Source organism: Bradyrhizobium sp. Ken51 (assembly GCF_055807435.1).
Map to the genome: position 1 here is coordinate 108,769 of NZ_JBVVPB010000012.1, position 12,585 is coordinate 121,353.

Here is a 12,585-nt window from a genome sequence, read left to right on the forward strand (position 1 = left end):
ATGCAATATTCCGCGCGCAGGGGCCGCCTCGTGCATGTTACATTGCGGTCATGACCATTGATGTCGTCGACCTCCGCGAGTTCTACTCCCGTCGCCTCGGGATTGTGGCGCGGCAAATGATCAATCGCGGCATTCGGGAGCGCTGGCCGCGCGTCGACGGCCAGCGGGTGCTCGGCTTCGGTTATCCCACACCCTATCTCGGGTTGTTCCGCGAGGACGCGGAGCGCTGCATTGCCTTCATGCCGTCGGCCCAGGGCGTCCTGAAATGGCCGACGGGACGGCCGGCGCTCGCCTCGCTGGTGGATGAGTTCTCGCTGCCGCTTCCCGACGCCGCGGTCGATCGCATCCTGCTGGTCCATGCATTGGAAATGTCGGACGATCCCGCCGCGCTGCTGCGCGAGGTGTGGCGCGTGCTGTCGCCGTCCGGCCGCATGATTGCGGTCATCCCGAACCGGCGCGGGGTGTGGACCCGCACCGACAGCACGCCGTTCGGTCACGGCCGGCCCTATTCGCGCTCGCAGATCACCGACCTGTTGCGCCAGACCTGGTTCACCCCGACCACCTGGGGCGAGGCGCTGTTCATGCCGCCTTATGCCGGCGGCTGGGTGCTGAAATCCGCGCAGATGTGGGAGCGCGCCGGCGCCGCGCTGTCGCTGCCCTTCGCCGGCGTGCACATCGTCGAGGCGACCAAGCAGGTCTACCGCGCGATCCCCGCCAAGCGCGAGCGGGCGCGGCTGATTCCCTCGCTGGCGAAGCCGGTGCTGGTACCGTCCTCGACGACGGCGACGCGCAGCTAAAAAAAATCGTCCCGGACATGCCGGGACGATTCAGGTCAGGGTATCTGGCGCAAGATGTCCGGCGAAAGGTTTACTCGCCGGGGGCCACTTCGTCGCTCGAGGCGGCCGGAGCGGCTTCGCGCTCGGGGCGCGGGCCATTCGGCCGGCGGCGCCGCCGCGGAAAGCGCTCGCCACCACCACCCTCGAAGCCGGCCTGGCCGGGCGCGCCACCGCTCACCTGCGGTTGCGGGCCGGTGATGAAAGAGGGCAGCCGATCGACGCTGACAGCGTCGGCGACGACGGGCTGGGGCTGGTTCAGCGGCAGCGGTTGCGGCTGGGGCTGATATTGCGGCTGCGGACGATGGTCGCGTTCGCGATGCTCGCGCGGCTGCTGGTTGTCGCGCTGATAGTGGTTGTCGCGGGGCTGATGATCACGCGGTTGATGATCGCGCGGGCCGTCGCGGTCGCGCGTGAAGGGCTGCGGCGGCGGCTGTGGGACAAAGCCCGGCTCCTGGCCGAAATTCGAGAAATTCTCGCCGTCGTCCTCGCCGTCGTCGCCGCTGCTGTTGCTGATGGGCTCATCGCCGCGCGGCTGCTGGTTCTGCCGGAACTGTTCCTGAGCCGTCGCGATCAGGCGAAAATAATGCTCGGCATGCTGGTAGTAGTTCTCGGCCGCAACGGGGTCTCCGGAGGAGCGCGCGTCGCGCGCGAGCTGGAGATACTTTTCAGCAATATGCGAAGCCGTGCCGCGGATCTTGATGTCGGGTCCGTTGGACTCGTAGACCCGGGTCATCGGGTTCTGGCCGCGCCGGTTATTATTGTTGTTATTGTTATTATTATTGTTGCGGTTGCGCATCCGCTGCTTGTTCTGACCGTTTCTCATGTCCTGCCTTTAATTCCAGCCCTAAAGGTTGCACGCATTACTGATTGCCGAGAGTGACCTGGTGACAGCGGTTCACATCGCTTGCGCGCAACCGCACGCAAGAGCGGATTGATCCCTGCCGATGTTCGTCGACCGTCGCGTTCAACAAAAGACGCGTTCCCCACCGCCAGCATCCATCGCCAGCGAACCCATTCATATCGCCTGCCGAAACAAGCCCTGCTTTGTTGCGTAAGTCTTCAAGCGCAATATCAGGCTTTCGTTCACGTTGCGGTCGGTAAGCAGCGCAGCTCAAATGGCCATCGCGCTCAACAGGACCTGCGGCTTGGAACCATTATCAGTAAGCTCTCGCCCGAGAGCCCGGCTTTCGCCCGTAGGTCTACGGGGCCGGCACCGATGTGTTGATCGGAAGGTAGTCGTTCCCAAGGGATATTCCAAGAGGTTTTTTGCAGCCCAATCCGGCTTTTATGGGGGCATTTTCCGGGCCGAAACCGCCCGCGGGATGCCCGTCAGATCGGCCTTGGGCGGCCTGTCCACGACCAACGCGGCAGCCGTCATCAAGGTTTCAATATTCCGGGCCTGGCCCTGTCCGGCCTCGACGATCAGGGCTCCGCCGGGGGCGAGACGTTCAGCCCCCTGCGGGATCAGGGCCCGATAGGCGTCGTAACCGTCATTGCCGCCGTCGAGCGCCAGATGCGGATCGTGCTCGCGCACCTCGATGCTCAGTTTCGGAATTTCGGCCGACGGGATGTAGGGCGGGTTCGACACGATGAGATCGAACGGGCCGCGGAGCGCGGCTGCGTAGGAGCAGGCGACGAAGCTGGCGCGGTCGGCGAGGCCCAGAGCCGCGGCGTTGTCTCTGGCGGTCTTGATCGCGGTCAGACTGAGATCGGTGCCGACGCCGAAGGCGCCGGGAATTTCGTGCAGCAGCGCGAGCAGGATGGCGCCGGATCCGGTGCCGATATCAGCAATGCGGATCTGATGGGAGGCTTGCCGCTCGCGAAAGATTTCGAGCGCGAGTTCGACCACGGTCTCGGTATCGGGACGCGGCACCAGCGTTGCTTCCGACAGACGAAACGGCAGGCCCCAGAATTCACGTGTGCCGAGAATGCGGGCGACCGGCTCGCCGGCGATGCGGCGCCCGGCATATTGCGCGAGCCGCGACGTTTCGGCTTCCGCGAGCAGGCGGGCGGCCTGCGCGATTAGGCCTGTGAGATCAAGTCCGAGTGCCGCGCCGAGCAGGATACGCGCGTCGAGCTCGGCTTCTTCGAGCTGCGCCGATCTCAGTTGCGCGGCCAGCGCGCGCCGCGCGCTCTCAACGGATAATCGGGTGAAGGGATTGCTCACGCGCCGGTCACGCCGCCGCGCCCTGGGCGGCGAGCTGCGCGGCCTGGTGCTCGGTGGTCAGCGCGTCGGTCAGTTCGCCCAGCGCTTCGCCCGCCATCACCTGCGGCAGCTTGTAGAGCGTCAAATTGATGCGGTGATCGGTGACGCGTCCTTGCGGGAAATTATAGGTGCGGATGCGCTCGCTGCGATCGCCGGAGCCGACCTTCTCCTTGCGCTCGGCCGAGCGCGCCGCGTCGAGGCGTTGCTGCTCGGCGTCGTAGATGCGCGAACGCAGGATGTTCATGGCGGAAGCGCGATTCTTGTGCTGCGAGCGGCTGTCCTGCATCATCACCACGATGCCGGTCGGGATGTGGGTGATGCGGATCGCCGATTCCGTCTTGTTGACGTGCTGGCCGCCGGCGCCTCCGGCGCGCATCGTCTCGATACGCAAATCATCGTTCCTGATCTCGACGTCGACCTCCTCGACCTCGGGCATCACGGCGACGGTGGCGGCGGATGTGTGGATGCGCCCCTGCGTCTCGGTGTCCGGTACGCGCTGCACCCGGTGCACGCCGGACTCGAATTTCAGCTTCGAGAACGCGCCGCGGCCCTGCACCTCGGCGATGATTTCCTTATAGCCGCCGACGCTGCCCTCGCTTGCCGAGATCACCTCGACCTTCCAGCCCTGCAGGGCCGCGAAGCGCTCGTACATCCGGAACAAATCGCCGGCGAACAGCGAAGCCTCGTCGCCGCCGGTTCCGGCGCGGATTTCCAGCACCACGTTGCGGTCGTCCATGGCGTCCTTCGGCAGCAGCGCGACGCGGATCTTCTGGACCAGCTCCTCGATCTTGGGCGTCAGCTCGTCGCGCTCGGCTTCCGCCATGCCGCGCATCTCCGCATCGGTCGCGGGGTCGGCGATCAGCGCCTCGGTGTCGGCGAGCTCCTTGACGGCCGAGCGATAGGCTTTGACCGCTTCGATCAGCGGCGTGAGCTCGGCGAGCTCACGGGTGATCTGCACATAGCGTTCGGAGGCGAGCTGACCGAGCGATTCGGCCTCCAGCGAGGCGTGATGCGCGAGCAGGACGTCCAGTTTGGCTTCGGGGAGTGACGACATCGGTTCAGTCTCAAAAATGCGGAAAAGGGCGAGGCGGCGGGAAGGGGCGACAGGCCCGCTACAACGCCAGGCCTTCGGCCTCGGCAAATTCCGTCAGCTTCTGCCGGATCGAGACGCTGCCGGCGGGCGCGTCCAGCAACGGACCGAGCATCGCTTCGGCCTTCTTGGCGTCGAGATCGATCACCATCGCCTTGACCGGGCCGAGCGCGGTGGCCGAGAGCGACAGCGAGCGATAGCCCATCGCGATCAGGGCGAGTGCGCCGATCGGCTTCGAGGCCATCTCGCCGCAGAGCGACAGCGATTTCTTCGCGGCTTGCGTCTTGCGCGCAATGTCGCGAAGCGCGCGCAGGATCGGCGCCGACATGGTGTCAAAGCGCTCGGAGACTTTTGCGTTGCCGCGGTCGACCGCGAACAGGAACTGGAACAGATCGTTGGAGCCGACCGAGATGAAGTCGACCTTCTTCAGGAGCTCGTCGAGCTGATAGAGCAGCGCCGGCACCTCGACCATGGTGCCGATGTCGATTCTTTCAGGCAGCGTGTGGCCGTGCTGGCGCAGATAGGTCAGCTCGCGTTCGACCAGCGCCTTCGCCGAATCGAATTCACCCACCTCGGAGATCATCGGGAACATGATGCGCAGGGCGCGGCCGCCGCCGGCACGCAGCAATGCGCGGATCTGGCCGCGCAGCAGGCCGGGACGGTCGAGCCCGAGTCGGATCGCGCGCCATCCGAGCGCGGGATTCTCCTCGATCACCGCTTCCATATAAGGCAGCGCCTTGTCGCCGCCGATGTCGAGGGTGCGGAAGGTGACCGGCTTCGTGCCGGCGGCATCCAGCACGGTGCGATAGAGCGCGAGCTGGTCGCTGGTGCGCGGCAGGCTCTGGCCGACCATGAATTGCAGCTCGGTGCGGAACAGGCCGATGCCGGCGCTGCCGGTGTCTTCGATGTGCGGCAGGTCGATCGCGAGACCCGCATTGATCATCAGCTCGACCTTCTGGCCGTCTTTGGTGACGCAGGGCAGGTCGCGCAGCGCCAGATACTGCGCCTGGCGGCGGGCGCGGAAGCGCACGCGCTCCGCAAAGGCCGCCTCGACCTCCTGCGATGGGCGCACATAGATCATGCCGGAGGTGCCGTCGACGATGACGGCGTCGCCGGGATCAGCAATACCAGGCGCGTTCGGGACCTCGCCGACCGCGGGAATGCCGAGCGCGCGCGCCACGATCGAGACGTGGGAGTTGGCGGTGCCTTCCTCCAAGATGATGCCGCGCAGGCGCTTGCGGTCATAGTCGAGCAGCGCCGCCGGGCCCATCGCGCGCGCGATGACGATGGCGTTGTCGGGCAATTGTTCGCGTGAAGGCGCGTGATCCTGGCCGACCAGCTGCCGCATCAGGCGATAGCCGAGATCCTCGAGATCATGCAGCCGGTCACGCAAATAGGGATCGGTCGAGCGCAGCATGCGCGCGCGGGTGTCGGATTGCACACGCTCGACGGCGGCTTCCGCCGTGAGGCCGGTGGCGACCGCCTCGTGCAGCTTGTGCGACCAGCCCTGGTCGTTGGCGAACATGCGGTAGGCTTCCAGCACCTCGCGATGCTCGCCGCCTTCCGCCACGTCGCCGCGCTCCAGCATGCGATCGAGATCGGCGCGCAGCTTGGCGAGCGCGGTGTCGAGCCGCTTGATCTCCTTCGGCAGGTCCTCGGCGATGTAGTCCTTGATGACGACGCGCGGCTCGTGCAGCACGACATGGCCGAGTGCGATGCCTTCCGACAGGATGGCGCCGACCTTCTGCGCCGAATGACGCGCCGCGGGCTCATGGCCCGGCTGGGCCAGCGCAGACAGCTCGCCGGAGGCGATCAGCTCCGCCAGCACCATCGCTGTGGTCTGAAGCGCCTCGAGCTCCTCCTCGACATAGTTGCGCTTGGCGCGGTTCTGCACCACCAGCACGCCGAGCGTGTTGCCGGCGCGCAGGATCGGCACGCCGAGGAAGGAGTGGTAGATTTCTTCGCCGGTTTCCGGGCGGAACGAGAAGGCCGGATGGCTCTGCGCATCGCTCAGATTGAGAGGGGTTGCCTCGCTGGCGACCAGGCCGACAAGGCCTTCATGGGCGCTGAGCACGGTGTGGTGCACCGCCTCGCGGTTGAGGCCTTCGGTGGCATAGAGCTCGAGCGTGTTGTCGACGCGCAGCACATAGACCGAGCACACCTCGGCCACCATGTTGGCCGCGATCAGCACCACGATCTTGTCGAGCCGCTCCTGGGCCGAGACCTGCTCCGCCATGGTTTCGCGGAGCCGTCTCAACAAGACGCGGGGACCTCCCGACGCGCTCCGCATGAACCGTCAATCTCCTCCGTCTGCCGGGGCCGAAAGGACCCGCGGCGGCTCGCCCAGAAATCCAGAAAAACAACAAATTTGCTCGTCCGGCCCCGGCCCCGACGGTTGCCTGGGCCGAATCAGCACCGCCTCAACTGGGGCACAGTTTCCGGCAGCCCACCCTGTTCGCCGTATAGCGAATTGGGGCTTGTTTTGCCAAGCAAAACGCCTGCCAAACGCGAAAGTGTGGAGACCTCAGCGTTTGCTGCGACCGCTAAGAGAAAATTAGCCTAAGCTTGATCGAGACCGTAGAGCGTGTGCAGCGTGCGCACCGCAAGCTCGGTATAGGCGGTGTCGATCAGGACCGAGAATTTGATCTCGGAGGTTGTAATGGCCCGGATGTTGATATTCCGTCCTGCGAGGGCCGAGAACGCCTGGGCGGCAACGCCGGCATGGCTGCGCATGCCGCTGCCGATCACCGAGATCTTGGCGACGTCGGTCGCGGTGTCGAGCCGGGCATAATTGATCTGGCTCTTGGCCGCGGTGATCGTCTCCTTGGCCCTCGTGTAGTCGGCGGCCGGGACCGTGAAAGTGAGATCGGTGGTCTTGCCGTCCTCGGAGACGTTCTGCACGATCATGTCGACGTTGATGTTGGCATCGGCGAGCGGGCCGAAGATCGACGCTGCCACGCCGGGCTTGTCCTCGATCTGGCGTACCGAGATCTGGGCCTCGTCCTTCGAAAAGGCGATGCCGGTGACGACGTGGCTTTCCATGATCTCCTCCTCGCTGCAGATCAGCGTGCCGGGCGGCTGGTTGGCATGCGGGTCGATATCCTCGGGCTTGTCGAAGCTCGAGCGGACGAAAATCGGCATGTTGTGGACCATGCCGAGTTCCACCGAGCGGACCTGGAGCACCTTGGCGCCCTGGGAGGCCAGCTCCAGCATGTCTTCGAACGCGATCTTGTCGAGCCGGCGCGCCTTCGGCACGATTCGCGGATCGGTGGTGTAGACACCGTCGACGTCGGTGTAGATGTCGCAGCGGTCCGCCTTGACGGCGGCGGCGATCGCCACGGCCGAGGTGTCGGAGCCGCCGCGGCCGAGCGTGGTGATGCGGTTGGTCTCGGGGTTGATGCCCTGGAAGCCGGCGATCACGGCGACTTCCTTGCGCTCCCTGAAGCGCTTGATGATCTCGCTGCCGTCGATGCCCTCGATCCGGGCCGAGGCATGGGCGTCGCTGGTCTTGATCGGGATCTGCCAGCCCTGCCAGGAGCGGGCCTGGATGCCCATGCCCTGAAGCACGATGGCAAGCAGGCCGGACGTCACCTGTTCGCCCGAGGCGACGACGGCGTCGTATTCGCGCGCGTCGTGCATCGGCGAGGCCTCGGTGCACCAGGCCACCAGCTCGTTGGTTTTCCCCGACATCGCCGAGACGACCACGGCCACTTCATGGCCGGCGTCGACCTCACGCTTCACATGGCGTGCGACGTTGCGGATACGTTCGATGTTGGCGACGGATGTGCCGCCGAATTTCATCACGAGGCGGCTCATGACGACGCGTGCATTCCCTCATAAGGATAAGTATGGTGACCCGCGCTGGACGGGTGCCTGCGATACCGACCGCGCGTATACAGACGGGCGGGGCCGGGGGCAAGCGGGTTCCTGCGCAGGCCAATCCGGGCAATGGGTTAATCGAGGTCATGGCGCGTTATATCGACGAGATCCTGCAACCGGGCGAGCGGGTGCTGTATTCGACTAATGCGCACTGGATCTTCTATTTGCCGGCGATCCTGGCCTGGATCGTGGCGCTGGCCCTGTTCGTCCTGTCCCGGCAAACCATCGTCGAGGGGCTCGTGCTGCTCTGCCTCGTCGCGGCCGGCCTGGTGGCTCTGGCGGCGCTGTACTGGACCGTGAAGGGCTGGTTCCATCGCTTTACCACCGAGACCGACGTGACCAATTTGCGGATCGTGCACAAGACCGGCTTCATCAAGCGCCGCACCTTCGAGATGGCGCTGGACAAGGTCGAGAGCGTCGATGTGAATCAGACCATTCTTGGACGTATTCTCAACTATGGCGACGTGACCATCAATGGCGTGGGGGAAGGTCGCGAAACCATCCGGACCATCGCCTCGCCGCTCGCCTTCCGCAGTTCGATCACCACGCGGTAGGACCGCGCGTCACCATGAGCATGCAGCAAAATACTTCCGCTACCGCAAGCCCGCAGCCGGGCTCGACCGTCGACGCCGCCGAGATCGCGAAATTCTCAAAACTTTCGGCCGAGTGGTGGGATCCCAACGGCAAGATGGCGCCGCTGCACCGGATCAACCCGCTGCGGCTCGGCTACATCCGCGACGCCGCCTGCCGCAAGTTCGAGCGCAATGTGCGCAGCCTCAACTGCCTCGGCGGTCTGCGCGTGCTCGACATCGGCTGCGGCGCCGGCCTGCTCTGCGAGCCGCTGTCGCGCCTGGGTGCGCAGGTCATCGGCGTCGATCCGTCGGTCAGCAACATCGCGGCCGCCAAGCTGCATGCCGACAAGGCCCATCTTGCGATCGACTATCGCTGCACTACGGTTGAGGAGATCGACCCGCGCGAGCGCTTCGACATCGTGCTGGCGATGGAGGTGGTCGAGCACGTCGTCGACGTCGGCGTTTTCCTGAAGCGCTGCGCCGCGATGCTGAAGCCGAACGGCCTGATGGTGGTCTCGACGCTGAACAGGAACTGGAAGAGCTTTGCGCTCGCCATCGTCGGCGCCGAATACGTCCTGCGCTGGCTGCCGCGCGGCACCCACGAATGGAACAAGTTCGTCACCCCCGACGAGCTGACGAAATATCTGCTCGACAACCGCCTCGTCATCACCGAGCAGACCGGCGTCGTCTACAGCCCCTTCGCCGACAAATGGACCCTCTCGTCAGACATGGACGTGAACTACATGGTGGTGGCGGAAGGCATGGTGTGAGGGGGGAGTAAAGTGCGAGCTCGTGCCCTTCGAACGGTGTCGTCCCTGCGAACGCAGGGACCCATAACCACAGGCTGAGCCGTTAGCCAAGACAGGCGTTCCGAGCATGTATTACGTCTACATCCTCGCCAGCGGTCATCACGGAACACTCTATATCGGGATCACCAACTCGCTCCAGAGGCGCTTGGAAGAGCACCGGAGCGGCAAGGGCTCGAAATTCGTCAAGCGCTACGGGGTGCACCGGCTCGTCTACACCGAGACCTTTGAGCGGGCAGAAGACGCGATCGCCCGTGAAAAGCAGCTGAAGCGCTGGAAGCGCGACTGGAAGATCGAGTTGATAGAGCGCGAAAACCTGGAATGGCGCGATCTGAGCGATCTCCTGATTTGAAGGGAAGGACGCGGTCAAGCCTCCCACTGTCGTCCCTGCGAACGCAGGGACCCATACAGCGGAATCTATCGGAGGAGGATGGTGTTAGATGCGCGGGTTGTCACCTTTCGCAAAACTGCTCTCTGGGGTTATGGGTCCCTGCGTTCGCAGGGACGACAGGGTGCTTGTTGCGAGAGCATCGCACCCATGACATCCGCGTGATTGACCTGCTTGAGCGCGAGCGGCACGTTGGTCTCAACTTCTTCTCCCTCCCACCGCCGCCCCACCTATGTTCACCATCGCCAGCCTCTGGATTCCTTTCACCGTCATTGCCGCGCTCGGCCAGGTCGCGCGCAATGCGATGCAGCGGTCGCTGACGAAGCCGCTGGGGACCTGGGGCGCAACCAATATCCGCTTCCTGTTCGGCTTTCCGTTCTCGCTGCTGTTTCTCGCGGTGGTGCTGGTCGCAACCGGCGATCATCTCGGCATGCCGCCTGGCGTATTCTGGCCGTGGCTGCTGCTGGGCGCGCTCAGCCAGATCGTCGCGACCGGCCTGATGCTGCTCGCCATGAACGACCGCTCCTTCGTGGTGACGACGGCCTATTTGAAAACCGAGGCGATCCAGACCGCCATCTTCGGCTTCGTCTTCCTCGGCGATCACCTCACATGGCTCAAGGTGCTGGCGATCGTGATCGCGACAATCGGCGTCGTCATCACCGCGCTGCGGCCCGGCGGCGAGAAGAGCTTTGCCGAATTGAAGCCGACGATCACCGGTCTGGTCGCGGCGGCAGCGTTCGCGTTGTCAGCGGTCGGCTTCCGCGGCGCCATCATCAACGTGCCTGATGTCTCGTTCGTGACGGCGGCATCATTCACGCTGGTTCTCGGCCTGTTCGTGCAGACGCTGATCCTGACGATCTATCTGCTCTGGCGCGCGCCGAAGGTGCTTCAGGCGATCCTGAAGCTTTGGAAGCCGTCGCTGCTCGCCGGCTTCATGGGCGCCTTCGCCTCGCAGTTCTGGTTCCTGGCATTCGCGCTGACGGCCGCTGCCAATGTCCGCACGCTCGCTCTGATCGAGGTGCTGTTCGCGCAAGGCGTGGCCTACTACTCGTTCAAGCAGCCGATCGCGCCGCGCGAGATTATTGGCATCGCGCTGATCGTGATCGGCGTGGCCGTGCTGGTGGGAGTCTAGTTCCGGTCTTCCGGCAGCGTCGGGAGCGGAGACACCTCGATGCCTTCGTCGATCAGCGACTTTGCCTCGTCGGGCGAGGCCTCGCCGTAGATCGGACGGTGCTCCTTGTCGCCGTAATGCATCGCGCGGGCTTCATTGGCGAATCGCTCACCGACATTGTCGGCGTTCTTCACGATGTGGTCGCGCAGCTCCTTGAGCTTGGCACGCAGCTCGCGCTCCTGCGCCATCAACAGCGAGGTCGGTGCGGATTGCGCAGGCTCAGGCGCGGTCGTCGTGGCGGTGGGCTCAGGCGGCGGCGTGGCGCGTCCGCGGCCCTTCTTGCCGACGATGCGCGGCGCCATGATCGCCTTGTCGACCTTGGCCGAGCCGCAGATCGGACAGGTCACGAGCTTGCGCTTCACCTGCTGGTCGTACGCGGCCGAGCTCTGGAACCAACTCTCGAAGTCGTGGCTCCGGTCGCAGCGGAGCGCGTAGCGGATCATGCCGATCCCCGCACGAGGTGCAGATGGTCCGGCCCCGCCTTGGGGTCGGCGACGCCGAAGCGGCGGCCGTGCTGGAGCGAGGGGATCGCGCGGCGCGCGGTCTCGACCTTGGCCGGATCGATCTTTGCCATGATGATGCCGGGCTCGACATCGCCTTCGGCGAGGATTTCGCCCCAGGGATCGATGATCAGCGAATGGCCATAGGTCTCGCGCTTGTTCTCGTGCAGGCCTGCCTGCGCCGCGGCGAAGATGAAGCAACCGGTCTCGATCGCGCGCGCACGCAACAGCACGTGCCAATGCGCCTCGCCGGTCTTGCGGGTGAAGGCCGAGGGCACCGTGATGAAGTACGCGCCGCTTTCGGCCAGCGCGCGGTAGAGCGCGGGGAAGCGCACGTCATAACAGATCGTCAGCCCGACGCGGCCCCAGGGCAGGTCGGAGATCACGGCCGTCTCGCCCGGCTGGTAATTGGCGGATTCGCGATAGCTCTCGCCGTCCGGCAGCTCGATGTCGAACATGTGGATCTTGTCGTAGCTGGCGAGCACATTGCCCTCGGGCCCGATCAGGAAGGAGCGGTTGACCGCTTTCTCGTCCGAAAAGCGCAGCGCCAGCGAGCCGACATGGATGTGGATATTCAGTTCCGCCGCGAGCGCCCGGTACGCCTTCAGCGAGTTGTCGTCATCCTGGCTCTGGAGGTGCTCGAACAGGGCCTTTCGGTTGAGCTGCATCATGTTGCTGACTTCGGGCGTCTGCACATAGTCGGCGCCATTGGCCGCAGCCTGGCGGATCAGCCTGGTGGCCTGCTCGAGGCTCGGCTCGGGCATCAGGCCGGTGCGCATCTGCACCATCGCCGCAGTGAAGGTCCTGGTGTCGCTCATGACTCCGCCTTGACGCTTTCGAGCATGCCGTCGAGCTTGCCTTCGCGATCGAGTGCGTAGAGCTCGTCGCAGCCCCCGACATGGGTTCCGCCGATCCAGATCTGCGGGAAGGTCGAGCCGTCGCCGGCGCGATCGTACATCTCCTGGCGCCAGGACGGGTTCTTCGCGATATCGAACTCCGTGAAGGTCGCCTTCTTGCGGGTCAGCAGCGACTTGGCGGCGGAACAATAGCCGCAGCCCGGCCTCGTGTAGATCTCGACAGCAGCGGTCATCTTGTCTGGCGCTTTCATGTCATGAATTCATTGAATTATATGGGACT

At 64.9% G+C, this 12,585-nt stretch carries 13 protein-coding genes; 5 read left to right on the plus strand and 8 right to left on the minus strand.

The genetic code is table 11. The features are described 5' to 3' along the window. Positions 1 to 50: 50 nt before the first annotated feature. Positions 51 to 797 carry a class I SAM-dependent methyltransferase gene (locus AC0L27_RS21030; RefSeq protein WP_354063374.1) on the plus strand — a complete coding sequence of 249 codons (747 nt, stop codon included), beginning with the start codon at positions 51 to 53 and terminating at the stop codon, positions 795 to 797. A 70-nt stretch (positions 798 to 867) separates the two neighbouring features. Here AC0L27_RS21030 and AC0L27_RS21035 read toward each other — a convergent pair whose 3' ends face one another. The 5 genes from AC0L27_RS21035 to AC0L27_RS21055 form a co-directional block, all read right to left on the minus strand. Next, a complete protein-coding gene (locus AC0L27_RS21035; RefSeq protein WP_063992452.1) occupies positions 868 to 1,659 on the minus strand; it encodes a DUF4167 domain-containing protein in 792 nt (263 codons plus the stop codon). 462 nt (positions 1,660 to 2,121) lie between these two features. Further along, positions 2,122 to 3,003, minus strand: a complete 882-nt coding sequence (gene prmC / locus AC0L27_RS21040; RefSeq protein WP_354207419.1) for a peptide chain release factor N(5)-glutamine methyltransferase — start codon at positions 3,001 to 3,003, stop codon at positions 2,122 to 2,124. A 7-nt stretch (positions 3,004 to 3,010) separates the two neighbouring features. Further along, a complete protein-coding gene (prfA, locus tag AC0L27_RS21045; RefSeq protein WP_354063379.1) occupies positions 3,011 to 4,096 on the minus strand; it encodes a peptide chain release factor 1 in 1,086 nt (361 codons plus the stop codon). Positions 4,097 to 4,154: 58 nt separating this feature from the next. Next, positions 4,155 to 6,422, minus strand: coding sequence for a phosphoenolpyruvate--protein phosphotransferase (gene ptsP / locus AC0L27_RS21050; RefSeq protein WP_275172707.1), 2,268 nt, complete (start codon positions 6,420 to 6,422; stop codon positions 4,155 to 4,157). Positions 6,423 to 6,691: 269 nt separating this feature from the next. Then, the gene (locus AC0L27_RS21055; RefSeq protein ID WP_035973494.1) at positions 6,692 to 7,948 is read right to left on the minus strand and encodes an aspartate kinase; all 1,257 of its coding nucleotides are present in this window, start codon (positions 7,946 to 7,948) and stop codon (positions 6,692 to 6,694) included. A 149-nt stretch (positions 7,949 to 8,097) separates the two neighbouring features. Between AC0L27_RS21055 and AC0L27_RS21060 the strand changes: the two genes are divergently transcribed. From AC0L27_RS21060 to AC0L27_RS21075, 4 genes are all read left to right on the plus strand, one after another. Beyond that, a complete protein-coding gene (locus tag AC0L27_RS21060) occupies positions 8,098 to 8,565 on the plus strand; it encodes a PH domain-containing protein (RefSeq protein ID WP_035973495.1) in 468 nt (155 codons plus the stop codon). 14 nt (positions 8,566 to 8,579) lie between these two features. Next, positions 8,580 to 9,353 (plus strand): bifunctional 2-polyprenyl-6-hydroxyphenol methylase/3-demethylubiquinol 3-O-methyltransferase UbiG, encoded by a 774-nt coding sequence (ubiG, locus tag AC0L27_RS21065; protein WP_354207422.1) that lies wholly within the window; start codon positions 8,580 to 8,582, stop codon positions 9,351 to 9,353. Between the two features lie 106 nt (positions 9,354 to 9,459). Continuing rightward, positions 9,460 to 9,741, plus strand: a complete 282-nt coding sequence (locus tag AC0L27_RS21070) for a GIY-YIG nuclease family protein (RefSeq protein WP_354063384.1) — start codon at positions 9,460 to 9,462, stop codon at positions 9,739 to 9,741. Positions 9,742 to 10,009: 268 nt separating this feature from the next. Continuing rightward, positions 10,010 to 10,909, plus strand: coding sequence for an EamA family transporter (locus AC0L27_RS21075; RefSeq protein WP_275172709.1), 900 nt, complete (start codon positions 10,010 to 10,012; stop codon positions 10,907 to 10,909). On the opposite strand, the gene AC0L27_RS21080 is transcribed toward AC0L27_RS21075, so the two are convergent. Genes AC0L27_RS21080 through grxC form a run of 3 tightly spaced genes read right to left on the minus strand, consistent with a single transcriptional unit; the run spans position 10,906 to position 12,538 of the window. After that, complete coding sequence (locus tag AC0L27_RS21080; protein WP_354207425.1) at positions 10,906 to 11,391, minus strand: DUF1178 family protein; 486 nt, start codon at positions 11,389 to 11,391, stop codon at positions 10,906 to 10,908. The two genes, AC0L27_RS21075 and AC0L27_RS21080, sit on opposite strands and share 4 nt — an antisense overlap. Beyond that, positions 11,388 to 12,266 carry a carbon-nitrogen hydrolase family protein gene (locus AC0L27_RS21085; RefSeq protein ID WP_354207427.1) on the minus strand — a complete coding sequence of 293 codons (879 nt, stop codon included), beginning with the start codon at positions 12,264 to 12,266 and terminating at the stop codon, positions 11,388 to 11,390. The genes AC0L27_RS21080 and AC0L27_RS21085 overlap by 4 nt, the downstream gene beginning before the upstream one ends. Further along, the gene (gene grxC / locus AC0L27_RS21090; RefSeq protein ID WP_354063694.1) at positions 12,263 to 12,538 is read right to left on the minus strand and encodes a glutaredoxin 3; all 276 of its coding nucleotides are present in this window, start codon (positions 12,536 to 12,538) and stop codon (positions 12,263 to 12,265) included. The genes AC0L27_RS21085 and grxC overlap by 4 nt, the downstream gene beginning before the upstream one ends. Between the last annotated feature and the right edge of the window lie 47 nt (positions 12,539 to 12,585).